Origin of the sequence: Actinoplanes sp. NPDC049599 (genome assembly GCF_044465625.1) — a bacterium.
Lineage (GTDB): Bacteria > Actinomycetota > Actinomycetes > Mycobacteriales > Micromonosporaceae > Actinoplanes.
Genome location: NZ_JBITLX010000006.1, coordinates 374,908 through 400,993, shown reverse-complemented (window position 1 = coordinate 400,993; position 26,086 = coordinate 374,908). Strand labels below are relative to the sequence as shown.

Sequence of the window (26,086 nt, the reverse complement as noted above, 5' to 3'; positions counted from 1 at the left end):
CCGGGCCGTGCCGCCCTGCCGGGAGCACATCGATCGGGTCGACCCTGAGGGAAAGCGCCGAGAGGGGACCGACGATGAGAGACGACGAGATCCTGGTGGGCACCGACGGCTCGACCGCGAGTCAGGCCGCGGTCCGGTGGGCGGCCCGCGAGGCGGAACTGCGGGCGCTGCCCCTGCGGATCGTGCACGTCTTCGACTGGCAGTGGTACGCCGCCCGGTTCGGCCCCGGTGACACCTATCTGGACGAGGCCCGCAAGGTCGCCGAGACCGTCGTCCTCGAGGCCGAGGAGCAGGCCCGCGCGGTGGCGCCGGCCGTACGGACCCGGACGGACACGCTCATGGGCAAGCCCGCCGCCCGCCTGCTGGCGCTGGCCCAGGACGCGGCGCTGACCGTGGTGGGCAGCCGGGGCCACGGCGGCTTCGCCGGGCTGCTGCTCGGCTCGGTCAGCCAGCGGCTGTCCACCCACGCGCCCGGCCCGGTCGTGGTGGTCCGCGGCAGCGGCGACACCGGGCAGGGCCCGGTGGTGGCCGGCGTGGACGACTCCCCGGCCGCCGGCCACGTGCTGGCGACCGCCTTCGAGGCGGCCGAGCAGCGCGGCGCCCGCCTCGTGGTGGTCCGCACGTTCCTGCCGGCGGTGCCGCTGTGGCTCGACGGCGTGCCGGCCACCGAGGTGCGGACGCCCGAGGAGGACGCCGCCGAGCACGAGCGCCTGGAGGGGCTGCTCAAGCCGTGGCGGCAGAAGTACCCGCAGATCTCGGTGGAGGCGCTGGTGGCGCACGACAGCGCCGCGGCGGTGCTCACCGGGGTGTCCCACACCGCCCAGCTCGTTGTCGTCGGCAGCCGCGGTCACGGCACCGTCGCGGGCGTGCTGCTCGGCTCCACCGGGATGCAGCTGTCACAGCACGCCGAGTGCCCCGTGCTGATCGCCCGGCCCCGTGCCGACGACGGCGGGCCGCGATGACACCACTCGGGACCGATGGCCACCCGGCCCTCGCGGCCGGGCCCGGGGAGGAGGCCGACGCGCTCACCGCGGACGGCGGGATCGTCACGATCCGGCCGCTGCGCCGCGATGACCGCGCCGGCCTCGCCGCCCTGTTCGGCGAGGCGTCGGAGGAGAGCCTGCGGCTGCGGTTCTTCATCGTGCCCGGCACGCCCACCCTGACCGCGGAGGTGGACCGGCTGCTGCGGCCCGACACCGAGCAGCACGTCAGCCTGGTCGCGGTGCTGACCGGCCGGCCCGTCGGGGTCGCCTCGTACGAGCGGGTGCGCGACCTCGACCGGCGCGCGGAGTTCTCCGTCTTCGTCGCCGAGCACCACCGTGGCCGCGGCATCGGCACGCTGCTGCTGGAGCACCTGGCGATCCGGGCGCACGCGCACGGCATCACCGAGCTGATCGGCGAGGTGCTGCCGGGCAACGTGCGGATGCTCAAGGTGGCCCGCGACCTCACCAGCAAGGTGTGGTCGCGGTTCGCCGGCGGCGTCGTCGACATCGGCATCACCACCGGGACCGACGAGTCCGCCGAGCTCGCCATCGACGTCCGGGACCGGGTCGCGGAGCGGGCCTCCCTGCAGGCGATCCTCTCCCCCGCCGCGGTGGCCGTGGTGGGCGCCGGGCACCGTCCCGGCAGCGTCGGCCGGGAGACCCTGCTGGCCCTGCGCGGCTACGGCTACACCGGCCGGCTGTACGCGGTCAACCGCACCGGCACGCCCGTCGAGGGTGTCCCGGCGTACCGCAGCGTCCGCGAGCTGCCGCCGCCGGTGGACCTGCTCGTCATCGCGGTGCCCGCCGACCAGGTCCTCGCCGTCCTGGCCGACGCCGGGCCGGTCGGGGTGCACGGCGCCGTCGTGCTCAGCGCGGGTTTCGGCGAGGCCGGGCCGCGGGGCCGGCAACGCCAGCACGACCTGCTGGTCAGCGCCCGCGCCCAGGGCATCCGGCTGGTCGGCCCGAACTGCCTCGGCCTGGTCAACACCGACCCCACGGTGCGCCTCAACGCCGGCTTCGCGCCGATGCCGCCGCGCCCCGGCGGGCTCGCCGTCGCCGCCCAGTCCGGCGCGGTGGCGATCGCCCTGCTCGACAGCGCCGACCGGTACGGGCACGGCATCTCGACCCTGGTGTCGCTGGGCAACAAGGCCGACGTCAGCGGCAACGACCTCATCGCGTACTGGCACGACGATCCGGCGACCAAGGCCGTGGCGCTGTATCTCGAGTCGTTCGGCAATCCGCGCAAGTTCGCCCGTACCGTCCGGGCGCTGTCCCGTCGCAAGCCGGTGCTGGCCGTCAAGAGCGGGCGGTCGCTGGCCGGGCAGCGCGCCGGCGCCTCGCACACCGCCGCGGCGGCCGCCCCGGCTGCCACCGTCGATGCCCTGTTCGACCAGGCCGGCGTGGTGCGCACCGACACCCTCGGCGAGCTGCTCGACGCGGCTCGTGTGCTGACCGACCAGCCGTTGCCGGCCGGCGACCGCCTCGCCATCGTCGGCAACGCCGGCGGGCTCAACGTGCTGGCGGCCGACGCGGCGGAGGCGGCCGGCCTGCGGGTGCCACCGCTGAGCGCGGCGACGATCGGGCTGCTCGCCGAGACCGCGCCCGGCGCGGCCGCCACGGACAACCCGGTGGACCTGGGCGCGGGCGCCTCCCCGGCGGCCTTCGCCGCCGCAGCCGCAGCCGTGGCGGACAGCGGCGACACCGACGCGCTGCTGCTCGTTGTGATCGCCACCCGGGCGAACGCGCCCGGCGAGATCCTCGCGGCGCTCGGCCCGGTGGTCGACGGGCATCCCGGGCTGCCGGTGGCCGTGGTCCTGATCGGATACGACCGGGCCGTGCCCACCCTCGGCACCCGCCGGGCGCCGGTCTTCGACCTGCCGGAACGGGCCGCTGCCGCGCTGGCCCGGGCGAGCTCGTACGCGGCCTGGCGACGGTTGCCGCTGGGCCGCCGGCCGGAACTGCCCGATGTGGACAGCGAACGGGCCGCGGAACTGGTGCGCACGGCGCTCGCCGAGGGCGGCCAGTGGCAGCCCTACGAGCGGACGGCGGCGATCCTGGCCGCGTACGGGATCAGGATCCTGCCCGGCGCCGTCGCCCACACGGCCCGCGAGGCGGTCATGGCCGCCGAGCGGGCCGGCTATCCGGTGGTGCTGAAGTCCGCCGACCCCGAGCTGGTGCACAAGACCGACACGGGCGGCGTCCGGCTGGGCCTGGCCGACGCGGCCGCGGTGACGCGCGCGTTCGTCGCCGTGGCAGCCGCGGGGCAGCCCGGCGCGGGCGTGCTCGTGCAGCGGCAGGTGTCCGCGCCGGTGGAGCTGCTGGCCGGGCTGGCCCACGACCCGCTGTTCGGGTCGGTGGTGCTGCTGGGCCTGGGCGGGGTGCGCACCGAGCTGTTCGACGACCGGGTGCTGCGGCTGGTGCCGATGACCGACCTCGACGCCGGGCGGATGTGGCGCGGCCTGCACTGCGCGCCGCTGCTCACCGGCTATCGGGGCGCGGCGCCGGTGGACACGGCCGCGCTGGAGGATCTGGTGCTGCGGCTGGGCCGGCTGGCCGAGGAGCTGCCCGAGATCGCCGAACTGGACCTGAACCCGGTGCTGGCCGGTCCGGACGGCGTGGTCGCGGTGGACGCGAAACTGCGGCTCGCACCGGTCGGCGGCGAGCCGGACGCCACGGCGCGGCGGCTGGCGCCCGCGCGCCGGCCCTGACCCACCGCGGTGCCGAGCCGGGCCGCTCCCGATGCGGGGCCACCCCCCGGAGCCGGGCCGCTCCCGGAGCCGGACCACTCCCGATGCGGGGCCGCTCCCGGAGCCGGGCCGCCGCCGGAGCCGGGCCGCCGCCGGAGCCGGAGCGTTCCCGATGCGGGCCGCTGCCGGAGCCGGGCCGCTCCCGATGCGGGGCCGCTCCCGGAGCCGGGCCGCTGCCAGTACCGGGCTGCCGCCTTTGCCGGGCTCGCCGCCTGGTCGGTGCAGAGCCTCCGCTGGTGCAGAGCCTCCGCTGGTGCAGAGCCGGTGGCGGTGCTGGGCAGGTGGCGGTGCAGGGCCGTGGCGGTGCAGGGCCGGTGACGGTGCAGGGCCGTGACGGTGCAGGGCCGGTGACGGTGCAGGGCCGTGACGGTGCAGGGCCGGTGACGGTGCTCCTGGGCCGGTGACGGTGCTCCTGGGCCGGTGACGGTGCTCCTGGGCCGGTGACGGTGCTCCTGGGCCGGTGACGGTGCTCCTGGGCCGGTGGCGGTGCAGGGACGCGCCGGGCCATCGCTGGTGCAGGGCCTGATGGTTCGCACGCTGACGCGGGAGATGTCCCCGGCACCCGGGCAGCCGGATGGGGCACCGCGGTGATCGCGGTGCCCCATCCGGGTCGCGGGTCAGCCCACCAGGAAGACCGGGCAGTCGGCGCGCTGGAGCAGGGCGCGGCTCACCGAGCCGAGCAGCGCGTCGGTGACCGGGCGCCGGCCGTGCCGGCCCACGATGACCGCGGCGGCCTTGCCGGACGCGGCCAGCAGCGCCGGGATCGGGTCGCCGGTGACGACGCGGTGGTGCACGACGACGCCGTCGCGGTGTTCCGCGCGGTCGGCCGGCACCGGTCCGTCCCCGGCGGCGTGCAGCATGATCAGCTCACAGCCGCGCAGCTGGGCCTCGGCCAGCGCGAACCCGATCGTCCGGGGTGAGGTGGGTGAGGCGTCCACGCCGACGACGATCGGCCGGGTGCCGTACTGCGCGCCGGGCGGCCAGCCGGGCACCCGCACCACCAGGACCGTGCCGGGGTGGTGGATGGCGACCCGGTCGCCGACCGCCATGCCGAGAGCGGCGCTGGCCAGGCCATGCTCGTGACCGACCACGACCAGGCCGGCGGAAACGGCCTCGGTCAGCAGCGCCGCGGCGGGCGCGCCGACCACCAGCCGGCTCGTCACGGCGACCGTCGGCGAGCAACCGTGCACCCGGTCGGTCATCCGTTCCAGCAGCTGGGCGCCGAGGTCGCGGGCCGGGTGCCGGACGGCGCCGTGCTGGACGTGCACCAGCCGCAGGTCCCAGCCCCGCAGTTCGGCCTCGATGGCGGCGTGGTCCACCGCCACGTAGCCGGCCAGGCTGTCGTCCACCCCGACCAGCACCAGCCCGGTCTTGGTCCGCTCCGGCCGTGCGGGCGCCGGAGCGGGCACCGTGACCCGGGTCTGCCGGTAGGTGTCCATGCTGAGGTAGCGGTTGACGGCCTCGCTGTAGGTCGTCGCCCGGCGCAGGTCGCCCGCGCTGCGCTGGGCTTCTCGTTGCGTTGCCTGCCTGTCGAGGTCACTCATCGCCGGCCTCCCCCGATGCGATTCCTTCCTCCTCAGTGCAGCCGATCCAGCGGGTTCAGCACAGGGCCGTAGGTCCCGCGGCCGGCAGGCGGGCGGGGCAGACGTGCTCGGCCCCCAGCTCTGCCAGCCGCCGGGACGAGGTCCGCAGCCGGCCGGCCAGGATCGCGACGAAGCGGGTCGTCAGTTCCAGGCCGAGGGCCGGGTCCTCGCCGAACAGGTTCCGGACCTCGGCGGCCCGGAACTCGACCGCCCGGATCTCGTCGGCCACCACCGCACCCAGCGCACGCCGGTACGGCGGCACCAGCCAGGAGCAGCCGACCACCCCGTGGGCGCCGACCTCGTCGATCACGACGGCACCGCGCCCGGGCACGACGACGTCGAGGTGCACCGCGCCGGAGCCGAGCAGCAGGAAGCTGTCGGCCGGCTCGTCCTGCCGGAACAGCCGGTGGCCCGTGGGCCGCAGCACCGGGCTGCCCTGCAGCGCCAGCCGGTGCAGCCAGCCCATGGGCAGGTCGCCGAGCAGCGGGTGCAGGACCAGTTCGTCAAAAACGGTCAGCGGTGCCATCGTGTCTCCCTGCCTGGGGTGCGGGATCCGGCGGCAACCGGATCCCGCGGCATCCGTCAGGTCTTGTCGGCCTTCTTGGCGACCGAGATCGGAATGGTCTTGGCGGCCGGGCCGGCCTCGCCGACGAGCGCGCTGATCTCCAGGATCCCGTCGTGGTACTCGGCGCTCAGCGTGTCCGCCTTGGCGCCCACCGGCAGCGGGATCGTGCGGTAGAAGGTGCCGTACCGGAACTCGGAGTGGCCCTTCTCGATGTGCTCCTCCTTGCGTTCCACCTGCAGCCGCAGGTCTCCGCCGGCGAGGCTGACCTGGACGTCCTTGGCCGGGTCGATGCCGGGAAGCTCGGCGCGCACGAGGTAGCGGTCGCCGTCGATCTTCTCCTCGATCCGGATGTCGGGGCCCAGCAGCCAGGACAGGCTGAGGTCGAACGGGCTGCCCGCGGCACGGAATCTGGTGATCGTGGACATCTGTCACCTCCTTGTGACGTGGTTACGACTCCATCCCAGCGCCGGTGACGCGGGCGTCACCAGAGCCGGACGGCCCGGCCCCGCGGTCAGGAGGTCAGGTGGGAGGGCCGGTGGGTGAGCCGCTCGATGTCGCCGGCGGTGGCCTCGAGCAGCTGGTGGGCCAGGTCGGCCAGGGCGCGGGCGACGGCGAGCTCGTCGCCGATCTCGGGCACCTCGCGGTCGTCCGGACGGCGCCGGGCCACCCCCTCGGCCCGCAGCGGCGCCGGGGTGCCGCTGTAGAGCCGGGCTACGGCGTGGGTGCGGCGCTCGTCGTCGTGCTCGTTGATGTCGATCTCGACACGCCAGGTTCGGGTATGGGCCATGACAGCACCTTCTTGCGGTCGTGTTGGATACTACCGGTCACGGGGCCTGTTTTCCGGTCGTGAGCGCCTGTTCCCGGGTCGGCCGGGCCTGCCAGCCCAGCGGCACCAGCAGCACCGGGCAGACGGTGCCCCGCATCCCCGAGCTGCCGAGCGAGCCGTAGACGAGCTCGGCGAAGCGGCCGGTCCGCCCCATCCCGGCCACCAGCAGGCGGCTGCGCCGGGCGGCCCGCTGCAGCGTGTAGCCGACGTCGATCTCCTGCACGATCAGCCGTTCCACGACCACGTCCGGGTAGGTCCAGGCCCAGCCGGCCAGCGCCTCGGCGAGGTGGCGGTCGGCCTGCGCCCGATCGGGCGGCTGGCCGGCGCCGGCCGGCGCCGCCGGGTCGGGACCCGGGGACTCCATGTGCAGGGCCACGAGGTTCGCCCGGTACCGGGCCGCCTCCTCGTAGGCACAGGCCACGGTCGAGGTGGACCGCTGATCACCGGAGGCGGCCAGCACCACGGGGCCGTGCGGCGGCGTGGTGCCGCGGTGCACCAGCACCGGGCAGGCGCTCTGGTGGGCCAGGTAGGTCGCCGTCGACCCCCAGCTGGGCTGGGCCGGCGCGTCGTCACGATGGCCCACCACCAGCAGGCGCGCGGTGGCCGATCGCTTGGCCAGCACGGCGGACGCCCGGCCGCTGAGCAGCTCGGTGGTGACCCGCAACCGGGGTTCCTGGTGCACGGCCCGCCGTGCCGCGAGCTCCAGCAGGTGCCGGCTGTCCGCCTCGGTCGGCAGCGGGCTGCGGTGCTGCGCGGACCCGCTGTACCGGCTCGGCCAGACGTGCACGATCACCAGTGGCGCGTCGCGTCGGATCGCCTCCGCGACGCCGAGATCAACGACGGTCGGGTGTTCCCGGGCCCGGTCGATACCGACCACGACGGGAAACTGCTGCGAGTGCGACACGACGGTGTGCATAACTGGACGGTAGGCGCGGCCGGAAGCGGGCAGAACGGCCGATGGACCGGGATGGCCGGGACCTTTGTCCGCAGCCATCCCGGTCCATCCCCTTCACTTGCCGTAGTACGCGGCCCGCATGAGCTCCTGCATGTCGTCGAGCATCGGCATCCGCGGGTTGGCCGGCGCGCACTGGTCCTGGTAGGCGTTCAGGGACTGTTGCGGCACGGCGTCCAGGAATTCCCGCTCGTCGACGCCGGCCTGCTGGAACGAGTCCTGGATGCCGACCTCGCGGCGCAGCTGCTCCACCGCGGCGGCGAAGGACTCCACGCCCTCCTCCGGGGTGGCGGCGGAGAGCCCGAGCATCCGGGCGATGTCCTGGAACCGCTCCGGGGCCCGGTAGCTCTCGTACTTGGGCCAGCCGGTGAGCTTGGTCGGCACCGTGCCGTTGTAGCGGATCACGTGCGGCAGCAGGATGGCGTTGGTCCGGCCGTGCGCGATGTGGAACGTGGCGCCGAGGGTGTGCGACATGGCGTGCACGATGCCGAGGAACGCGCTGCCGAAGGCCATGCCGGCGATGGTTCCGGCGTTGTGCATCTTCTCCCGGGCCTCCGGGTCGTGCGGGCCGTCGGTGACCGCCCGGCCCAGGTAACCGAAGATCATCTTGATCGCCTGGAGCGCGAGCCCGTCGGTGAAGTCGTTGGCGTAGACCGACACGTACGACTCGACGGCGTGGGTCAGCGCGTCGAAGCCGCTGTCCGCGGTGATCGCCGGCGGCAGGTCGGTGGCCAGCACCGGGTCGACGATCGCGACGCTGGGCGTCAGCGCGTAGTCGGCCAGCGGGTACTTCTTGCCGGTCGCGCCGTCGGTGATGACCGCGAACGGGGTGACCTCCGCGCCGGTGCCCGAGGTGGTCGGGATGCACACCAGCCGGGCCCGCTCGCCCAGGGTCGGGAACGTGAAGGCCCGCTTGCGCACGTCGAAGAACTTCTCCCGCATGTCGGAGAAGACCACCTCCGGGTGCTCGTAGCGCAGCCACATCACCTTCGCCGCGTCCATCGCCGAGCCGCCGCCGAGCGCGACGATGGTGTCCGGCCGGAAGGAACGCATCAGCTCGGCGCCCCGGTCGACGGTGGCCAGGCTGGGCTCGGGCTCGACGTCGTCGATGATCTGCAGGGCGACCCGCTCCGGCCGGTGCTGCAGCACGGTGATGATCCGGTCCACGTAGCCGAGCCGGGTCATGGTGTGGTCGGTGACCACGGTGACCCGCTGCACGTCGGGCATGTCGGCCAGGTAGCGGATCGCGTTCGGCTCGAAGTAGATCTTCGGCGGCACCTTGAACCACTGCAGGTTGTTGCTGCGCCGGCCGATCCGCTTGATGTTGATCAGATCCACCGCGCTGACGTTGTTGGACACCGAGTTGCGCCCGTAGCTGCCGCACCCCAGCGTGAGCGAGGGCAGGAACGCGTTGTACATGTCGCCGATACCACCTTGCGAAGCCGGTGCGTTCCAGATGATCCGGACCGCCTTGACGTGCCGGCCGTACGCCTCGGCGACGGCCTCGTCCTCGGTGTGGATGACCGCGCTGTGCCCGAGGCCGTTGAACTCCACCATGCTCGCGGCGTAGCCGAAGCCCTGCTCGGTCGAGTCGGCGCGGAGCACGGCCAGCACCGGGCAGAGCTTCTCCCGGGTCAGCGGCTCCTGCGGGCCCACCCCGCTCACCTCGACCAGGATGATCGAGGTGTCCGGCGGCACGGTGATCCCGGCCCGCTCGGCGATCCACGCCGCGCTCTGGCCCACCACGTCGGCGTTGAGCTTGTCCCCGGCGCAGTCCACGCTGCCCGCGGCCGCGCCGAAGATGAGCTGCTCGATCTTGGCCTTGTCCTCCGCGGTGGCCCGGTAGGCGTGCAGCCGGGCGAACTCGGCGAGCGCGGCGGGGTAGATCTCGGCGTCGATGATCGCCGCCTGCTCGGAGGCGCACACCATGCCGTTGTCGAACGACTTGGACAGCACCACGTCGTGCACGGCCCGGCCGAGCTTCGCGGTGCGGTGCAGGTAGGCGGGCACGTTGCCGGCGCCGACGCCCAGCGCCGGCTTGCCGGCCGAGTAGGCCGCGCGCACCATGGCGTTGCCGCCGGTGGCCAGCACGACCGAGACGCCGGGGTGGTTCATCAGGGCGCCGGTCGCCGCCACGGACGGGCTGCCGACCCACTGGACGCAGTGCTCCGGCGCCCCCGCCGCGATCGCCGCGTCACGGACGATCCGCGCCGCCTCGGCGCTGCACTGCTGCGCGGCCGGGTGGAACGCGAAGATGACCGGGTTACGGGTCTTCAGCGCGAGCAGCGCCTTGAAGATCGTCGTGGAGGTCGGGTTGGTGACCGGGGTGACCGCGCACACGACCCCGACCGGCTCGGCGATCTCGACGATGCCGTTGATCTCGTCCCGGGCGATCACCCCGACGGTCTTGAGCCCGGCCATGTGGTGCGGCACGTGCTCACACGCGAAGATGTTCTTGACGGCCTTGTCCTCGAACAGGCCCCGGCCGGTCTCCTCGACGGCCAGCCGGGCCAGCTCGGTGTGCTTGCTCAGCGCGGCCACCGAGGCCTTGGCGACGATCGTGTCGATCTGCTCCTGGGTGAACCTGTCGTATGCGGCCAGGGCCTCCAACCCGTGCTCGACCAGCGTGTCGATCGTGCTGTCGATGTCGTCCGGCGCCTCGATGGGCACTCCGGTGACAATGGCGGTGTCGGCCATGGCGGCATTCCTCCGGTTCGGGAGCGGGCGCGTACCGCCCGTTCACGATCCACTCTTGCGAACGCCGCGTGATCACACCCGACCGCAACGACCCCACCTGGTGGGCCGTTGGTCCCGCACCGGGCACATCCGGCAGCCGGGCGGCGCCCCGCCCGGCTCGGTCGCCGGTAGCGCGGAGAGCTCGTGCCGTGGGCCCCGGGACGAGGGGGCAGCCGGATTCCGGGGCCGCTGCGGCGACGAGCCCTCCTGCCTCGATCATCTCCGCGGCCGCCCCACGGTGACAGGGCTGTGCGGCCCGGGTGCCGGGCCGCACAGCCCTATCGGTATCCGGCCGGCGGCGGTTGGCTGAAGGTAAGGCAGCCGGTGCGGTGCCGGTCGCCACGAGCGCCTGGACGGCGTCATGACTATCCCCGGAACCGATACCCGCGAGCCGGCCATCGTCGTCACGGATCTCACCCGCCGGTACGGGACCCTGCTCGCGCTGGACCAGGTCAGCTTCACCGTCGAGGTGGGGCAGATCGTCGCGCTGCTGGGGCCCAACGGGGCCGGCAAGACCACGGCGGTGGAGATCCTCGAGGGCTACCGGCCGCGGGACGGCGGGCAGGTGTCGGTCCTCGGCTTCGATCCGGCCGACGGCGGGCGCCCGTTCCGGGAACGGATCGGCATCGTGCTGCAGACCGCCGGGTTCGAGGAGGAGTTCACCGTCGGCGAGCTGCTCCGGCTCCAGGTGTCGCTGTACCCGCGCCGGTACGACCCGGACGAGCTCGCCGAGCTGGTCGGCCTCGCCGACCGCCGGCGTACCCGGGTCAAGGCGCTCTCCGGCGGGCAGCGCCGCCGGCTGGATCTCGCCCTGGGCCTGGCCGGCCGGCCCGACCTGCTCTTCCTCGACGAGCCCACCACCGGCTTCGACCCGGCGGCCCGGCACCACGCCTGGGACCTCATCGACCGGCTCCGCGGGCTGGGCACCACGATCCTGCTCACCACGCACTACATCGAGGAGGCCGAGCGGCTCGCCGACCGGGTGGCGGTGCTGCGCTCCGGGCGCCTCATCGCCTGGGGCCGGCCGAGCGAGCTGGAGGCCCGGTGCGGGCTGCCCAGCCGGCTGTCGTTCCGGCTGCCCGCCGGCTTCACCGTGGACCTGCTGCCGCCGCTGTCGGGCACCCGGGACGGCGACGGCGCGGAGGTTGTCGTCCACACCCACCAGGCGCTGGCCGACACCCGGCTGCTGACCGACTGGGCCGCCGCGAACCACCTCGACCTGCCGACGCTGACGCTCACGCCGCCCGGCCTGGAGGACGCCTACCTCAGCCTCACCGGGGAGCCGGCAGATGACCACCGTTGAGCACGCGCACCCGGCGACGTGGCCGGTACGGACCATGACCGCGCACGCCCTGCGCGGCTTCACCCGGTCGCCGCTGTCGACGTTCTTCACGCTCGTCTTCCCGCTGGCCTTCCTGGTGATCGTGTCCGCGATCGTCGGCAACGAGACGACCGACGCCGGCGTGCCCGTGGCGCAGTTCCTGGTCGCGCCGTTCGCCGTCTTCGGGGTGGCCGAGGCCGCCTTCGTGGTGCTGGCGACCGACACCGCCGGGCTGCGCGAACGCGGCGTCCTGATGCGGCTGCGGGGCACGCCGGTGCCCGTGGGCACGGCGCTCACCGCCCGGGTGGCGGCGACGGCCGTGGTGTCGGCGGCGGCGGTGACGCTGCTGACCACGGTCGGCGTCGGCCTGTACGGCGTGGAGATCATCTGGCGGAAGGTCCCGGCGCTGCTGCTGACGCTGGCGCTGGGCATCGGGTGTTTCGCGGCGCTCGGGCTGGCCCTGGTGGCGCTGACCCGGACGGTGCTCATCGTGCAGACGCTCACCCAGGGCCTGCTCATCCCGCTGGCGTTCATCTCCAATGTCTTCATCGTCGGCGCGGACCTGCCGGTGTGGCTGGACCGGATCGGCGGGGCGCTGCCGCTGCGGCATTTCGCCGACGCGATGGCGCAGACCTTCGACCCGTACGGCGGCTACGGCTTCCGCCGCGGCGACCTGCTGGTGCTGGCGGCCTGGGGGCTGGCCGGCGCCGCCGTGGCGCTGTGGCGGTTCGGCTGGATGCCGCGCGGGTCCGGGTCCACCGGGGCGGTGGCCACGCCGGCGCCCGTAGGGGCGACGGCACCGGCCGCGCCCGCGCCGCACCGGGTCGACGCCGGCCGGCGTAGCGCCGCGGCCCTGCTGACCACCCAGGTCCGGTACGCGCTCACCAGCCAGTGGCGCGACCCGCTCTCGGTCTTCTTCGCGGTGGTCTTCCCGGTGCTGCTGCTCGCGCTGTTCCCCACCGTGTTCGGCGCCGGCCCGGTGCACGGGCTGACCTCGGCGCAGTACCTGCTGCCCGGCATGACGGCGTACGCGATCGCGGTCGCGGGCTACGTGAACATGCCCGAGGACGTCGCCCAGGCCCGCGGCAAGGGCGTGCTCAAGCGGCTGCTGGGCACCCCGCTGCCGCTGCGCTGGTACCTCGCCGGCCGGATGTCCGCGGTGCTGGTGGTCTCGACGCTGGCCTCGGTGCTGCTCGGCGTGGTCGCCGTGCTGTTCCTCGACGTCCGCCTCGACCCGGCCCGGCTGCCGGCCGTCGCCGTCGGTGTGGTGCTCGGGGCGTGCTGCTTCGCCGCGCTCGGGCTGGCGGCCGTCGCCCTGCTGCGCTCGGCCACCTCGCTGGTCGCGGTCACCCTCGGCACGCTGCTGCCGCTGAGCTTCGTGTCCGACGTCTTCCCGGTGGGCGACGCGCCGCTGCCCGGCCCGCTGGCGGCGATCGGCGCGCTCTTCCCGCTCAAGCACCTGATGGCCGCGCTGCTGGCCGCCACCTCCCCGGACGGGCCGGGCAGCGGCTTCGCCGCCGGCCACCTCGCAGTGGTCGCCGGCTGGACCGTGGCCGGCCTGCTCGTCGTGCGGCTCCGCGGCCTGTACCGCGGCTGACCACGGCGTGCGGGCCGGTTACCGGGCGCTCCAGGCCTGCACGATGCGCAGCTGGCGCAGCGACGAGGCGAGCAGCTGGAAGTACACGTTGCGCACGTCCGGTGCGGTCAGGCCCGGCAGCGTCGGCTCCAGCATCGTGACGGTCTCACTCAGGGTCGCCGCGATCACCTGCAAGGCCGCCGACCGGCCCGCCCGGCCGCGGGCCCGCAGCCGGTCGTAGTCACGCTGCGCCGCGGCGTCGGCGAACACGCCCGGCGCCAGGTGCGTGCCCGGGTCACCCGCCGCGTAACGGTCCAGCAGCAGCCGTACGGCGATCAGCTCGCGGGTCTGCGCCCCGACCAGCTCGGCCGGGAACGGCGTGTACGCGTCGGCGAAGACGGCCAGCAGGTCGTGCACGATCTTGATCCGTACCGCCAGGGCGCGCAGGTGGGCCCGCTGGACCGGGTCGATCGACCCGGCCGGCTGGTCGACGACCTCGACGCCGCAGAACCCGGCCCGGTCCCGCCAGGGCGCGTCCAGCACGGACGTGGTGCTCCGGTCCGCCATGGCGGACTCCTCTCAGGACAGCATCCGCCGGTGGCGGTGGGTGAACTGCTCGAGGTCACCGGTGGCGACGTCGAGCGCCTTGTACGCCAGGTCGGCGAGCGCCCGGGCGGTGGCCGGCTCGTCGCTGAGCTTCGCCGCCTCCTGATCGGACGGCTGCCACCGCAAAGTCGTCTCCCGCCGGGTGCGGCCGTCGTCCTCGTGCTCGATGATCCGGATCTCGACCGTCCAGGTACGCGTGCGGACCATGGCGGCACCTCCTCGGGGCGACGGCGACCGGTCAGCCCGGCCGGCGCCTCTGTCCATCTCAGCGCGGGCCGCCCAAGGTCTGCAGTGCCATAGGTCCCGAACCGGGCTCAGCTCTCCGGGGGCATCGGCAGCGGATGCCGGTCGACGTCACGCTCGGCCAGCCGCTGCATGGCGCGGCGGTACTGCCGGCCGCTGATCTGATCGGCCAGCAGCTGCCGGACGAGGGCGCCCTCCAATGACTCCGGCGGCTCCGGCCGGGCCGATTCCGCCTGCTCCGCCGTGCCGGGCCGGTCGCCGGCCGCCGAGTCGCGCACGGCCGACCAGGTGGTCACCACGAGGATCACCGCCATCGAGATCGTCAGCAACGCCAGGAAGACCATCCCCATCACCCCCTCGCGATCATCATCGGGACCGCCGCGCCGCGATCGACAGGGCCCGAGGTCCCGTCGGGGCGGGCCGGACGCCGGATCAGCTCCGGCCGCGGACCACCACCACCGGGCAGTGCGCGTGCTGCGCGCAGTGCTGGCTGACCGAGCCGAGCAGGGTGCCGGCGAAGGCGCCGTGCCCGCGCGAGCCCACCACGAGCAGGGCCGCGTGCGCCGACATGTCGATCAGCGCCTGGGCCGGGTGACCGGGCACCACGTTCTCCAGCACCGGGACGTCCGGCTCGTCGGCGCCCAGCGCCTCCTGGACCGCGTGGCTCAGGATCTTGCCCGCGGTCCCCGCGAAGTCCTCGTACGGGACGACCGCCCCGATGCCGTAGTAGGCCGGGTACTCCCAGGTGGTCACCGCCTGGACCCGGCCGCCCGTACGCCGGGCCTGGGCCAGCGCCCAGCGCAGCGCCGCCTGCGACGACGGCGAACCGTCCACTCCCACCACGATGTCGGTGTCCCGGACATCGCTGTTACGTGCGTCCTGTGGCGCCATCACGCGCCTCCCCTCGATCCAGGCGGCCCCTGTCCACCGTGCGCCCGGGGCGGGATCGTCGACCAGGGTCGAAATCCCCGCCGCCGGCATGACGGGTCCTTCGGCCCTGCCCGCGCCGCCGCCGGGCGCGGTGCCATCGAGGCATCCCAACCGGAAGCAGGTCGACCATGGAAGGAACAACCGACACAAGACGTCGCCGCATCACCACCACCCTGCTCCGTGCCTTGACCGTGGTGGTGACTGCCGTACCCCTGACGCTGGCAGGCACGGCCGCCGAGGCCGCACCCGCCCCCGAGCCCGGCACCTTCACCGGGTACGGCTTCGACGCCTGCACCGCGCCCGCGAGCGCGACGATGACCGCCTGGCTGGCGTCGCCGTACCGGGCGGTGGGGATCTACTTCGGCGGCAACAACCGGGGTTGCACGCAGCCGAACCTCACCGCGGACTGGGTCGCCACGCAGCAGGCGGCCGGCTGGCACCTGATCCCGCTCTACCTGGGGCCGCAGGCGTCCTGCACCACCTCGACCAAGAAGAACCTGATCGACAACGCCCAGGCCGCGGCGCAGGGCCGGGCCGCCGCCGAGGACGCGGTCGCCCAGGCCACCGCGCTGGGGCTGGCGCGGGAAAGCGTGCTGATCTATGACATGGAGGCGTACCGGACCGACGACACCGCCTGCCGGACCGGGGTGCTGGCGTTCCTGAGCGCCTGGACGGCCCGGCTGCACGACCTCGGCTACCTGTCCGGCTTCTACAGCAGCATGGGCTCGGGCGTGGCCGACCAGGTGGCGTCCTACAACACCGTCGGGTACGCGCGCCCCGATTACCTCGACTTCGCCCGCTGGGACAACGTCGCCACGGTGACCGACTCGGCCCTGCCGGCCGGCTACTGGGAGCCGCAGCGCCGGATGAAGCAGTACCGCGGCGGCCACAACGAGACGTGGGGCGGCGTCACCATCAACATCGACAACGACTACCTCGACGTCGCACCGCTGCCGCCGGCCCAGTTCGCCGACTTCACCGGCAACGGCTGGACCGACGTGCTGGCCATGACGATCAGCTCCGGGATCCTGTTCATCTACCCGGGCAACGGCAACTACATCGACGCCGCCGCTCTCGCCAAGATCGGTGGCGGCTGGCAGGCGATGAACGCGATCGTCCGGATCGGCGATCTGGACCGGGACGGCCACGAGGACGTGGTGGCCCGGCAGAGCTCCACCGGGGAGCTCTGGTTCTACCCCGGCACCGGCACGGCGCTGGGCCCGCGCAAGCTTCTCGCCACCGGCTGGGGCGGGCTGCGGGAGATCTCCGGCATCGGCGACTTCGACCGGGACGGCTACCCCGACGTGCTGGCGGCGCGCAGCAGCGACGGCAAGCTGCTGCTCTACCCCGGGCAGGCGGGCGCGACCCTGGGCACCGCGGTGGTGGTCGGCACCGGCGGCTGGAACACCATGACGGAGCTCGCCGGCGTCGGCGACTTCACCGGTGACGGCTATCCGGACCTGGTGGCCCGGCTCACCTCCACCGGCGTGCTGTACCTGTATCCCGGGCGTACCGGTGGTTTTGCCGCCCGCCAGCAGATCGGCACCTCCTGGACCGGCATGCGGGACCTGGTCGGGGTCGGCGACTTCGACCGGGACGGGCACACCGACCTGGCGGCCGTGCAGAAGTCCACCAGCCGGCTGCTGCTCTACCGCGGCACCGGCACCGGGCTGCGCGCGGGGGTGCAGATCGCGACCAGCTTCGGCGGGCGTTCCCCGGTCTCCTGACCGGCGCGCCGAGCACCGGCCCGGGCCGTCCGGCCCGGGCCGGACCTTTGCCGCCGGGGGTCGGGACGTCGGCCTCTGCCCGGCCGGGACGGACCGGGGTCTGCTCGGGGTGAATCCCTCAGGAGGTGTCATGAACCGCTATCCGTTGCGGGTCGAGGCACGTCGTGACGAGACCCTGAGCCGGTGGCTGTGGCTCGTCAAGTGGGCGTTGCTCATCCCGCACTTCCTGGTCCTGGCTGTGTTGTGGGTCGGCGTGGTGGTGCTCACCCTGGTCGCCTATCTCGCGGTCCTGCTCACCGGCAGGTACCCGCCCGCGATCCGGTCGTACAACCTCGCGGTGCTGCGCTGGAGCTGGCGGGTCAACTACTACGGCTACCAGGCGCTCGGCACCGACCGGTATCCGCCGTTCACGCTCGCCGACGTGCCGGACTATCCGGCCCGGGTGCGGCTCGCCGAGACCGGCCCGCCGCCGCGCTGGCTGCCGCTGGTGGCCTGGCTGCTGGCCGTGCCGCACATCCTGCTGCTCGCGGCGCTCGGCGGCGCGGCGAGCTGGACCTTCGACACCGGCGACGGCACCACCACCTCGGCACCGCTCGGCCTGGTGACCGTGGGCGTCCTCATCGCCGGGCTCAGCCTGCTGTTCACCGCCCGCTACCCGCGCGGGCTGTACGACCTGCTGGTCGGCGTGGGCCGGTGGAACCTGCGGGTGATCGCGTACCTCATCCTGCTCACCCCGGACTACCCGCCGTTCCGCCTGGACCAGGGTGACGACGAGCCCGACGACGACCCGCCCGGGCCGGCCCGGGCCGGCGATCCCGCGGCGGCACCGGCCGCTCCGGACGGCCCGATCACCCCGGCACGGCCGGACGGTCCCGCGCACGGCTCGGTGGCCGGCGCCGTCATCGCCCTGGTGGCCGGCGCGGTGCTGCTGATCCCGGCCGCCGGGCTCGGCGCGGCCGGCACGGCCCTGCTCGTCTTCGACGGGATGCGCGACAGCTCCGGGTACGTGACCAGCCCGGTGGTGCGCGCGAGCAGCTCCACCGCCGCCATCACCGCCGACGGCATCACGATCGAGGGCGGGGACTTCTGGGCCCGCAACCTCGCCGACGTCGGCGGCGTCCGGATCACGGCGTCGAGCACGACCGGCAAGGCCGTGTTCGTGGGCATCGCCCGGCAGTCCGACGTGGAGTCCTGGCTGTCCGGCACCGCGCGGGACAGCATCGTGAACGTCGATGACGGCGTGGCCGGCTACGAGCGGACCACCGGCGCCGTGCGGGCCGTGCCCGCGCCGACCGGGCAGGACTTCTGGCTGGCGGCCACGACCGGCACGGACACCACGACCCTGGAGTGGCAGGCGACCGAGGGCAACTACACCGTCGTGCTGGCCAACGCCGACGGTTCGGTGGACCTCGGCACCCGGGTCCGGGGCTCGGCGCAGATCCCCGACCTGACCGCCCTCGGTGGCGGCGTGCTGGGCGCCGGCATCCTGCTCGGCCTGCTCGGCATCGGACTCATCGTGCTGGGCGGCGTCGCGCTGGGCCGCCGGCACAGCGAGCCCCCGTCCGGGGCGGAACCGCCTCCGCCGTCTCCGCAGCACTTCCCGCCGCCGCCCGCGGTCATCGCGTCGTAGCGGCACGACGGAGAGACCCGTTCCGGGTCTCTCCGTTCCGGCTGCGGCTGATCAGTGGGCCGGGTACGCGTACAGCTCCACCAGCCGGTGCCGCGACGCCTGCAGGCGGCTGCCCATGACGGCGAGGAACCGCGTGGTGAGCTCACGGCCGAGCTCCGGCTCCTCGGCCAGCAGCCGGCGCACCCCGGCGACGTCGAACTCGATGGCGTGGCAGTCCTCCGCCACGATCGCGCCGAGCGTCCACCGGTTCGGCGGCAGCAGCCAGGACCAGCCGACCACGCTGCCGGCGCCGACCCGTTCGATGACGATGTCACCGCGCCCGGCCACGTGGAAGTCGAGCGCCACGACCCCGGTACGCAGCAGCCAGAACCGGTCTGCCGGGCCGCCCTCCCGGAACAGCCGGTAGCCGGTGTGCCGCAACACCGGGCGGCCGTGCACCGCCAGGCGCTGCAGGTGTTCGCCGGGCAGGCCGGCCAGGAAGGGATGCACGACAAGTTGATCAAAGACGGACAACGCGGCCATGACGGCCCTCCCGGTGGTGGCGCTGCCGGTGGGTCAGTGCCGGCGTGGACGATGCGGTGCGGTGCCGTGTTCCGGCGGCCAGACCCGGTCGATCAGGTCCTCGAGCACCGGCCCGGCGACGATCAGCATCGCCAGCACGACGAGGATCACGAGGATGAGCCACGACATGACGGCACCTCCCAAGCTTTCCGACTGGCCTTGATCATCGCTCCGGCCGGCCGGGGGCCGGCAGAGTCCGGGGCACCCCCGGCGCGGGACTTTCGGCCCGTGACAACGGATTCGGGCCGCCCGTCCTGCGCGGGCGGGACCTGACGCCCTTACCCCCGGGCCGGAGCGGCCGGACCATCGGGGAAAGAGCCGGAAGGGGTCTGTCATGAGCACCAAGGAGATCCTCGTAGGCACCGACGGCACACCGGCGAGCCAGGCCGCGGTGCAGTGGGCCGCCGCCGAGGCCGAACGCCGTCACCGGGTGCTGCGCGTCGTGCACGTGTTCGACTGGGAGTGGCGGTCGGCCCGGTACGACAGCGGCACCGAGTACATCGACGTGTCCCGCCAGCTCGCCGACGCCGTCGTCGCCGACGCCTCGGCCCGGGCGCGGGCGGTCGCACCCGCCGTCCAGGTGAAGGTGGCCACCCTCATCGGCAGCCCGGCACCCGAGCTGCTCAACGCCGCCGCCGACGCCGACCTGATCGTCCTGGGCAGCCGGGGCCACGGCGGCTTCGCCAGCCTGCTGCTCGGCTCGGTGGGCCAGCGGGTGGCCACCCACGCGGACTGCCCGGTGGTCGTCGTGCGCGGCCGCGGCGCTGTCGGCGAGGGTCCGGTCGCCGTCGGGGCGGACGACTCCCCCACGGCCGGACTCGTGCTCGGCACGGCCTTCGAGGCCGCCGCCGGCCGGGACACCGGGCTGACCGTGGTGCGCGCCTATCCGCCGCCGCCCCCGCTGTGGATGGCGGGAGTGCCCGTCGTCGACTTCACCACGCCCCAGGACGACGCCGACGAACGGCGCCGGCTGGAGGAGCTGCTGACGCCGTGGCGCGACCGGTACCCCGAGGTGAAGGTCGACGTCACGATTTCGCACGGCAGCCCGGCGGCGGTGCTCACCGGCGTCTCGCACCGCGCCCAGCTGGTGATCGTGGGCAGCCACGGGCACGGCAGCATCGCCGGCGCGCTGCTCGGCTCCACCGGGCTCCAGCTGCTGCACCACGCGGACTGCCCGGTGCTGATCGTGCGGTCCCGGCCCAAGTAGGGCCGAAGGTCCCGGGCCGACCGGTACGCCGCCTCTCCACCCCACGCCATCCACGGCGCTGAATAGACGTGTCACATGAGGATCCAGAAAGGACGTGGAAGCCATGACCGCCGCCACCCACCACAACCCCACCAGAGAGAACGTCGCGGGTACCGCGGCCGAGACCACCGCCGAGAAGGCCACCCGCTACGTGCTCGCCGGGCTCCGGCTGGCGCTCGGCTGGGTCTTCCTCTGGGCCTTCCTGGACAAGCTGTTCGGGCTGGGCCGGGCGACCCCCGCGAAGAACGCCTGGATCGACGGCGGCAGCCCGACCAAGGGCTTCCTCGGCAACGCCGTCAGCGGCCCGTTCGAGGGCATGTACCACAACATCGCCGGCGCCGCCTGGGCCGACTGGCTGTTCATGATCGGCCTCGCCGGGATCGGCATCGCGCTGCTGCTCGGCGTCGGCATGCGGATCGCCGCCGCGGCCGGATCGCTGCTGCTGGTGCTCATGTGGACCGCCGTCCTCCCGCCGGAGAACAACCCGTTCATGGACGACCACCTGATCTACGCGGGCGTCCTGGTCCTCCTCGCGCTCACCGCGGCCGGCCACACCCTCGGCTTCGGCAAGTTCTGGAGCAGCCTGCCCATCGTGCAGCGTCTCCCCTGGCTCAAGTGAATCCGGCAGCGAGCGTGGGGCGGCATCCGACACCGGGTGTCGCCCCACGCGTCTTCACCCGTACGAAGGAGGAGTAGTCATGAAAAGCACCTACCTGATCGTCGTCGGAGTCGACGGGTCGGAGGGCGGGCGCCGCGCCCTGGAGTGGGCGGCCGGCGAGGCCGCCACCCGCGGCGGCGCCGTGCAGGCGGTCGTCGCCTGGTCCTGGGACGGCATGGAGTACGGCCCGATCGCCGCCACCCGCCCGCAGGAGGAGGCCGAGCGCGCCGGCCGGCTGCTGGACCGGGAGATCAAGGCGCTGGTCGCCCGGCACGGTTCCAGCCTGCCGGTTGCGGGCGAGGTCGTCGAGGGCCGCCCCGCGGACGTGCTCAGCGCCGCCGGGCGCGCGGCCGACCTGCTCGTGCTGGGCAGCCACGGGCACAGCCGGGTCCGGCACACCGTGCTCGGCTCGGTCAGCGAGGAGTGCATCCGCAAGGCCGCCTGCCCGGTGGTCGTGATCCCGGTTCCGGTCGAGCGGCAGGAGCCGGCAACCACGCCGGTGCTGACGCAGTGACGTGCCGCGACGAGGCCGGGCCACCTCGGTGCAGGTGGCCCGGCCTCGCCACGTCATCGTCCGCTCAGCCGAAGGCCACCCGGATCGCGGTCACCTTGGTCACCGACCCGTTCAGCGCCGAACGCTCGCCGGCCAGCACCCAGCCGGTGCCGGAGCCGGGCGCGGTGAAGCTCACCGACCCGGTGAACGGACGCAGCACGTCACCGCCGCCGACGACGGAGCCGGTGCCGAGCTGCCGCACGGTCGTCCCGGTCACCTGCACGACGCGTACCGTCACCACGCCCTCGAAGGTCAGCGCCGCCCCGGTCACGGTCACCGGCGAGGTGATCCGGGCCGGCTCGTCGGGGCTGATGGCGCTGCGCGGCCGGTCGACCCGGATGGTCTCGGTGGTGGCGTCCAGCACGGTGAACGTGGTCCGGCCCGCTCGCGAACTGGCGCAGGGTGCCGTCGAGCTCGGCCAGCAGCGCCGCGCTGCCGGCGCTGGAGCTCGCGTTGGGGATCGTCGCGCGCAGGTCCCGGAAGTCCGCGTAGGCCACCCGCCGCTGATCCGGATGCCGTTCAGCATGCCGGCGGTCGCGGCGGAGAAGTGCGACCAGTAGCACGCCTGCCTTGCGCTCGCTCGCCGTCGGCCCGGCCAGCAGCTGCCGCAGCGACGCCTCGGCCACCCGGACGGTGCGGGGCCCGGTCCGCCGGACCGCGACCACCCGGGACGGGTCGGCGCCGGCACCCTTGTGGAAGAACACGGTGACGGTCATCGTGGCGGACGCGGTGGTCGACGACGGTGCCGGTGAGGAACACCCCACCGCCGCCATGTCGCACGGCTCGTCCGCCAGGGCCGAACGCCATCCTTCCCGCCGCACGGGCCGTCGGACTCTGGTGCCTGCGCGCCGCGCTGACGAGCGTGGACGGTGAAGGAAAGGAGACTGTCATGACGGCACGGCTGAGGCTCTCGAGCTGCGGGCTCAGCGCGGGCAAGAAGGCCCGGTTGCACCGCATTCTCTACAAGCACGGGCTCGGCAACGGCACGGCGTTGTTCCTGCCGTACGACCAGGGCCTGGAGCACGGGCCGCGGGACTTCTTCGCCGACCCGATCGCCGCGGACCCCAGGTACATCATCCGGCTGGCCCTGGAGGGCGGCTTCAACGGCATCGCCATCCAGATCGGACTGGCCGAGAAGTTCTACTGGGACTACGCCGGCGAGGTCCCGCTGATCCTCAAGCTCAACGGCAAGACCGACATCCCGGCCGACGACCGCGCGCTCTCGCCGCTGCACGCTTCGGTCGAGGACGCCGTACGGCTCGGCGCGGACGCGGTCGGCTACACCCTCTACGTCGGATCGCCGGCCCAGGACGCCGACTTCGCCCAGTACCGGGTCGTGCGCCAGGACGCGCAGCGGCTCGGGATGCCGCTGATCGTGTGGGCGTACCCGCGGGGTGAGGCGATCGAGCACAAGGGCGGCAAGGACTCGTTCTACGCGGTGCACTACGCCGCCCGTACGGCCAGCGAGCTCGGCGCCGACGTGGTCAAGGTGAACTTCCCGCACCCGGAGAAGCACGCCGACGTGCCGGCCGCGTACACCGCGGACTTCAGCAGCCAGCAGGCCATCGACGCGGTCGTCCGGGCCGCGAACCGCACCATGGTGCTGGTCTCCGGCGGCTCCCGGGCCGGCGACGACGTGATGATCACCAAGGCGGAGGAGTCCATGTCGGCCGGCGCCACCGGCCTCATCTTCGGCCGCAACGTGTGGCAGCGCGACCACGACGAGTCGCTGCGCTTCGTCGACCGGCTCCGCGAGATCCTCGCCAAGTATCCGACCGCGTGAAGGAGGGGCCGTCATGCAGGCGCTCGTCGTCTACGAATCGATGTTCGGCAACACCGAGCAGATCGCCCGGGCGATCGCCGACGGCCTGGCGGAGCGGTGCGAGGTCACCCTGGCCGACGTCAGCACCATGCCGCCCGCGCTCGGCACGGACCTGCTGGTGATCGGCGGGCCGACGCACGCGTTCGGCATGAGCCGGCCGTCCACCCGCGAGTCGGCCGCCCAGCAGGGCACGGTCCGGCCCGGCGCCACCGACGTCGGCATCCGCGAGTACCTCGACTGCTCGCCGCTGCTGCCGGGCATCGCGGCGGCCGCGTTCGACACCCGGATCGACAAGCCGTTGCTGCCGGGCTCGGCAGCGCGCCGGGCGCAGCGCCAGCTGCGCCGACTGGGCTGCCGCATCGTGCTGCCGGCGCAGAGTTTCCTGGTGCGGTCGTCGGCCGGGCCGCTCGAGGTGCACGAGGAGAAGAACGCCCGGCAGTGGGGCGCGACGCTGGCGGCGACCGTCGCGGCGACGCAGCCCGCGACCTGAGCGCGCTCAGGTCAGCAGGACGGCCGCGCCGTTGACGCGGTCCGCGGCCAGGTCGGCGAGGGCGGCGCCGGCCTGCGCCATCGGGTACGGGGTGACCGCCACGGTCAGCTTGTGGCCGGCGGCGAAGTCGAGCAGCGCCCGCCCGTCCTCGCGGGTGTTCGACGTGACGCTGCGCAGGGTGCGCTCCTGGAACAGCTCCCGCTCATAGTTCAGCGCCGGGATGTCGCTCAGGTAGATCCCGGCCACCGCCAGCGTGCCGCCCCGGTCGAGCGCCCGCAGCGCCACCGGGACCAGGTCACCGACCGGCGCGAACAGCACGGCGGCGTCGAGCGGTTCCGGCGGCGCATCGGATGCCCCGCCCGCGGAGGTGGCCCCGAGCTCCAGCGCCAGCTCCCGCGCCCGCGCCGACCGGGTCAGCACGTGCACCCGGGCGCCCTGCGCGAGCGCCACCTGCGCGGTGAGGTGCGCGGAGGCGCCGAAGCCGTAGATGCCGAGCCGTCCGCCCGGCGGCAGCTCGGCGCGGCGCAGCGCGCGGTAGCCGATGATCCCGGCGCAGAGCAGCGGCGCGAGCTCGGCCACGGAGTAGCCGTCCGGCAGGGCGTAGGCGAAGTCCGCGCGCACCGTCGTGCAGTCCGCGTAACCGCCGTCGGCGTCCCAGCCGGTGTACCGCGACCGCGGGCAGAGGTTCTCCGCCCCGGCACGGCAGTAGCGGCAGGCGCCGCACGTCTCGCGGAGCCAGGCGATGCCGACCCGGTCGCCCGGCCGGAACCCGGTGACCCCGGCCCCCGGCTCGAGCACGTGACCCACCACCTCGTGGCCGGGGACCACCGACGGCCGGCGCACCGGCAGCTCCCCCGCCGCGACGTGCAGGTCGGTGCGGCACACCCCGCAGGCCTCGACCGCCACGAGCAGCTCACCCGGCGCCGGCCGCGGCACCCGCATCGGCACCCGCCGCAGCGCCCGGGCGATGTCGGGGCCCGGGGACCGCACCTGCCAAGCCTGCACGACGACCACTCCTCCCCGGCGCCTACCGGTCCATCCTCGCGCTCCCCGGCCCGCCGGGCCAGGCCCGGATGAAGCGGGACCAATGGCCCTTTCTGCTGCCTGCGGCCCCGGCGATGCTTTCCTTGACGCCCATCGGAGCCCGGTGGGCGCCCCCACCGGCCAGCAACCGGACGCACCCAAGGGAGGCTCGCCATGCACGCTCACATCGGTGACCGGCTCGTCCTCGAGGGCACGCACCTCGGCGACGGGCGCCGCACCGCCGTCATCACGGCCGTGCACCACGGCGACGGCACCCCGCCGTACGAGGTCCGGTGGCTCGACGACGGCCGGGCCTCCCTCATCTTCCCCGGGCCGCAGGCCCACATCGAACCGGCCGCACCCCGCAGCCGCGGGGCGGCCCAGCCGCCGTCATGACCGCCCTGGCCGGCGCCCCCGTGGTGGCCGGCGTCGACGGCTCCCGGCGCAGCCTCGACGCGGTCGAGGTGGCCGCCGCCGAGGCGGTGCTCCGGCGCCGTCCGCTGCGGCTCGTGCACGCGTTCGCGTGGCCGACGCTCGGCACCGCGGTCGCGCCCGGCCTGGCCGGGCCGTCGCTGCGGGCGTTCCGCGACGCGGCGCACGAGATCGTGAACGAGGCGCTGCTGCTCGCCGCCAAGGTCGCCCCCGACACCCGGATCACCGCGGAGATCCTGAACGGCGGACCCGCCCAGATCCTGCGGGACGAGACCAGGCGGGCGGTCCTGCTGGTCCTCGGTGATCGCGGGCTCGGGGGCTTCTCGGAACTGCTCATCGGCTCCGTCGCCGCGCAGACGGCCACCCACGGCTCGTGCCCGGTGCTGGTCGTACGCGGCGACCGGCACAGCGCCGGCCCGGTCGTGGCCGGCGTGGACGGCACCGCCGGGTCGGCGCGGGCCCTCGACTTCGCCGTCGAGGAGGCCGCGCTGCGCGGCACCGACCTCGTCGCGCTGCACGCCTGGGGCGGCACCTCGATCACCGAGCTCAACGACACCCTGCCGATGTCCTACGACTCCTGGTCCGGCGACCGGGAGGAGCGGCGGGTGCTGGCGGAGGCGCTGGCCGGGGTCGCGCAGCGGTATCCCGACGTGCCGATCCACCGCGAGGTGATGCACGGTTCCGCCCGCCGGCTGCTCGTGGAGCGGTCGCGGTCCGCCCAGCTCGTGGTGGTCGGCACCGGCGGCCACACCGGCGTGGCCGGGCTGCTGCTCGGCTCGGTCAGCCAGCACCTGATCCACCACGCGGCCTGCCCGGCCGTCGTGGTCCGACCCGACGCCTCGCACCCCTGACACCCGGAACTCCCGGCAGGGACAG

At 74.1% G+C, this 26,086-nt stretch carries 27 protein-coding genes; 13 read left to right on the top strand and 14 right to left on the bottom strand.

Translation table 11 applies throughout. From position 1 onward, the window contains the following. Positions 1–74 precede the first annotated feature (74 nt). Together ACIBQZ_RS14730 and ACIBQZ_RS14725 are read left to right on the top strand one after the other, a co-directional pair. The gene (locus tag ACIBQZ_RS14730) at positions 75–962 is read left to right on the top strand and encodes a universal stress protein (RefSeq protein WP_396089104.1); all 888 of its coding nucleotides are present in this window, start codon (positions 75–77) and stop codon (positions 960–962) included. Continuing rightward, positions 959–3,691, top strand: a complete 2,733-nt coding sequence (locus tag ACIBQZ_RS14725; RefSeq protein ID WP_396089103.1) for a GNAT family N-acetyltransferase — start codon at positions 959–961, stop codon at positions 3,689–3,691. The genes ACIBQZ_RS14730 and ACIBQZ_RS14725 overlap by 4 nt, the downstream gene beginning before the upstream one ends. A gap of 656 nt (positions 3,692–4,347) precedes the next feature. Here the strand turns inward: ACIBQZ_RS14725 and ACIBQZ_RS14720 are convergent. From ACIBQZ_RS14720 to adhE, 6 genes are all read right to left on the bottom strand, one after another. Further along, entirely contained in the window at positions 4,348–5,274 is a 927-nt protein-coding gene (locus ACIBQZ_RS14720; protein WP_396089102.1) for a universal stress protein, read from the bottom strand. Positions 5,275–5,329: 55 nt separating this feature from the next. Then, positions 5,330–5,839: a cyclic nucleotide-binding domain-containing protein gene (locus tag ACIBQZ_RS14715; protein WP_396089101.1), complete on the bottom strand. Its 510-nt coding sequence runs from the start codon at positions 5,837–5,839 to the stop codon at positions 5,330–5,332. A gap of 56 nt (positions 5,840–5,895) precedes the next feature. Continuing rightward, positions 5,896–6,303, bottom strand: a complete 408-nt coding sequence (locus tag ACIBQZ_RS14710; protein WP_396089100.1) for an Hsp20/alpha crystallin family protein — start codon at positions 6,301–6,303, stop codon at positions 5,896–5,898. Between the two features lie 86 nt (positions 6,304–6,389). Continuing rightward, positions 6,390–6,665, bottom strand: a complete 276-nt coding sequence (locus ACIBQZ_RS14705) for a DUF1876 domain-containing protein (protein WP_396089099.1) — start codon at positions 6,663–6,665, stop codon at positions 6,390–6,392. Positions 6,666–6,702: 37 nt separating this feature from the next. Further along, complete coding sequence (locus tag ACIBQZ_RS14700) at positions 6,703–7,620, bottom strand: universal stress protein (protein ID WP_396089098.1); 918 nt, start codon at positions 7,618–7,620, stop codon at positions 6,703–6,705. Positions 7,621–7,713: 93 nt separating this feature from the next. Then, the gene (gene adhE, locus ACIBQZ_RS14695; protein ID WP_396089097.1) at positions 7,714–10,353 is read right to left on the bottom strand and encodes a bifunctional acetaldehyde-CoA/alcohol dehydrogenase; all 2,640 of its coding nucleotides are present in this window, start codon (positions 10,351–10,353) and stop codon (positions 7,714–7,716) included. Positions 10,354–10,753: 400 nt separating this feature from the next. Here adhE and ACIBQZ_RS14690 point away from each other — a divergent pair, with 400 nt between their 5' ends. Both ACIBQZ_RS14690 and ACIBQZ_RS14685 read left to right on the top strand, forming a co-directional pair. Next, on the top strand, positions 10,754–11,695 hold the full coding sequence (locus ACIBQZ_RS14690; protein ID WP_396089096.1) for an ABC transporter ATP-binding protein: 942 nt from the start codon (positions 10,754–10,756) through the stop codon (positions 11,693–11,695). After that, positions 11,682–13,310: an ABC transporter permease gene (locus tag ACIBQZ_RS14685; protein ID WP_396089095.1), complete on the top strand. Its 1,629-nt coding sequence runs from the start codon at positions 11,682–11,684 to the stop codon at positions 13,308–13,310. Before ACIBQZ_RS14690 ends, ACIBQZ_RS14685 begins: the two co-directional genes overlap by 14 nt. A gap of 18 nt (positions 13,311–13,328) precedes the next feature. Here ACIBQZ_RS14685 and ACIBQZ_RS14680 read toward each other — a convergent pair whose 3' ends face one another. From ACIBQZ_RS14680 to ACIBQZ_RS14665, 4 genes are all read right to left on the bottom strand, one after another. Next, positions 13,329–13,856, bottom strand: coding sequence for a DUF2202 domain-containing protein (locus ACIBQZ_RS14680; protein WP_396089094.1), 528 nt, complete (start codon positions 13,854–13,856; stop codon positions 13,329–13,331). 12 nt (positions 13,857–13,868) lie between these two features. After that, complete coding sequence (locus tag ACIBQZ_RS14675; protein WP_396089093.1) at positions 13,869–14,102, bottom strand: dsRBD fold-containing protein; 234 nt, start codon at positions 14,100–14,102, stop codon at positions 13,869–13,871. A gap of 107 nt (positions 14,103–14,209) precedes the next feature. Beyond that, on the bottom strand, positions 14,210–14,482 hold the full coding sequence (locus ACIBQZ_RS14670) for a hypothetical protein (RefSeq protein ID WP_396089092.1): 273 nt from the start codon (positions 14,480–14,482) through the stop codon (positions 14,210–14,212). Positions 14,483–14,570: 88 nt separating this feature from the next. Next, the gene (locus ACIBQZ_RS14665) at positions 14,571–15,029 is read right to left on the bottom strand and encodes a universal stress protein (RefSeq protein ID WP_396089091.1); all 459 of its coding nucleotides are present in this window, start codon (positions 15,027–15,029) and stop codon (positions 14,571–14,573) included. A 167-nt stretch (positions 15,030–15,196) separates the two neighbouring features. Here ACIBQZ_RS14665 and ACIBQZ_RS14660 point away from each other — a divergent pair, with 167 nt between their 5' ends. After that, positions 15,197–16,795, top strand: coding sequence for a glycoside hydrolase domain-containing protein (locus ACIBQZ_RS14660; RefSeq protein WP_396089090.1), 1,599 nt, complete (start codon positions 15,197–15,199; stop codon positions 16,793–16,795). A 130-nt stretch (positions 16,796–16,925) separates the two neighbouring features. Further along, positions 16,926–18,425 (top strand): DUF4389 domain-containing protein, encoded by a 1,500-nt coding sequence (locus ACIBQZ_RS14655; RefSeq protein WP_396089089.1) that lies wholly within the window; start codon positions 16,926–16,928, stop codon positions 18,423–18,425. A gap of 51 nt (positions 18,426–18,476) precedes the next feature. Here the strand turns inward: ACIBQZ_RS14655 and ACIBQZ_RS14650 are convergent, their stop codons facing one another. After that, positions 18,477–18,947 carry a Crp/Fnr family transcriptional regulator gene (locus tag ACIBQZ_RS14650; protein ID WP_396089088.1) on the bottom strand — a complete coding sequence of 157 codons (471 nt, stop codon included), beginning with the start codon at positions 18,945–18,947 and terminating at the stop codon, positions 18,477–18,479. A 33-nt stretch (positions 18,948–18,980) separates the two neighbouring features. Next, entirely contained in the window at positions 18,981–19,115 is a 135-nt protein-coding gene (locus ACIBQZ_RS14645; protein ID WP_396089087.1) for a hypothetical protein, read from the bottom strand. Positions 19,116–19,320: 205 nt separating this feature from the next. On the opposite strand from ACIBQZ_RS14645, the gene ACIBQZ_RS14640 reads away from it, so the two are divergent. From ACIBQZ_RS14640 to ACIBQZ_RS14630, 3 genes are all read left to right on the top strand, one after another. After that, the gene (locus tag ACIBQZ_RS14640; protein ID WP_396089086.1) at positions 19,321–20,193 is read left to right on the top strand and encodes a universal stress protein; all 873 of its coding nucleotides are present in this window, start codon (positions 19,321–19,323) and stop codon (positions 20,191–20,193) included. A gap of 94 nt (positions 20,194–20,287) precedes the next feature. Then, positions 20,288–20,851, top strand: coding sequence for a hypothetical protein (locus ACIBQZ_RS14635; RefSeq protein ID WP_396089085.1), 564 nt, complete (start codon positions 20,288–20,290; stop codon positions 20,849–20,851). 79 nt (positions 20,852–20,930) lie between these two features. After that, on the top strand, positions 20,931–21,404 hold the full coding sequence (locus ACIBQZ_RS14630) for a universal stress protein (protein WP_396089084.1): 474 nt from the start codon (positions 20,931–20,933) through the stop codon (positions 21,402–21,404). Positions 21,405–21,468: 64 nt separating this feature from the next. Here the strand turns inward: ACIBQZ_RS14630 and ACIBQZ_RS14625 are convergent, their stop codons facing one another. Further along, the gene (locus ACIBQZ_RS14625) at positions 21,469–21,807 is read right to left on the bottom strand and encodes a Gmad2 immunoglobulin-like domain-containing protein (RefSeq protein WP_396089083.1); all 339 of its coding nucleotides are present in this window, start codon (positions 21,805–21,807) and stop codon (positions 21,469–21,471) included. A 525-nt stretch (positions 21,808–22,332) separates the two neighbouring features. Here ACIBQZ_RS14625 and ACIBQZ_RS14620 point away from each other — a divergent pair. Together ACIBQZ_RS14620 and ACIBQZ_RS14615 are read left to right on the top strand one after the other, a co-directional pair. Beyond that, positions 22,333–23,226, top strand: a complete 894-nt coding sequence (locus tag ACIBQZ_RS14620) for a class I fructose-bisphosphate aldolase (protein ID WP_396089082.1) — start codon at positions 22,333–22,335, stop codon at positions 23,224–23,226. A 13-nt stretch (positions 23,227–23,239) separates the two neighbouring features. Then, on the top strand, positions 23,240–23,755 hold the full coding sequence (locus tag ACIBQZ_RS14615) for a flavodoxin family protein (protein ID WP_396089081.1): 516 nt from the start codon (positions 23,240–23,242) through the stop codon (positions 23,753–23,755). Between the two features lie 6 nt (positions 23,756–23,761). Here the strand turns inward: ACIBQZ_RS14615 and ACIBQZ_RS14610 are convergent, their stop codons facing one another. After that, positions 23,762–24,760 carry a zinc-binding alcohol dehydrogenase family protein gene (locus ACIBQZ_RS14610; protein WP_396089080.1) on the bottom strand — a complete coding sequence of 333 codons (999 nt, stop codon included), beginning with the start codon at positions 24,758–24,760 and terminating at the stop codon, positions 23,762–23,764. Positions 24,761–24,952: 192 nt separating this feature from the next. Between ACIBQZ_RS14610 and ACIBQZ_RS14605 the strand changes: the two genes are divergently transcribed. Together ACIBQZ_RS14605 and ACIBQZ_RS14600 are read left to right on the top strand one after the other, a co-directional pair. Next, the gene (locus ACIBQZ_RS14605) at positions 24,953–25,174 is read left to right on the top strand and encodes a DUF1918 domain-containing protein (protein WP_396089079.1); all 222 of its coding nucleotides are present in this window, start codon (positions 24,953–24,955) and stop codon (positions 25,172–25,174) included. Then, positions 25,171–26,061 (top strand): universal stress protein, encoded by an 891-nt coding sequence (locus tag ACIBQZ_RS14600; protein WP_396089078.1) that lies wholly within the window; start codon positions 25,171–25,173, stop codon positions 26,059–26,061. Before ACIBQZ_RS14605 ends, ACIBQZ_RS14600 begins: the two co-directional genes overlap by 4 nt. Positions 26,062–26,086: the final 25 nt, after the last annotated feature.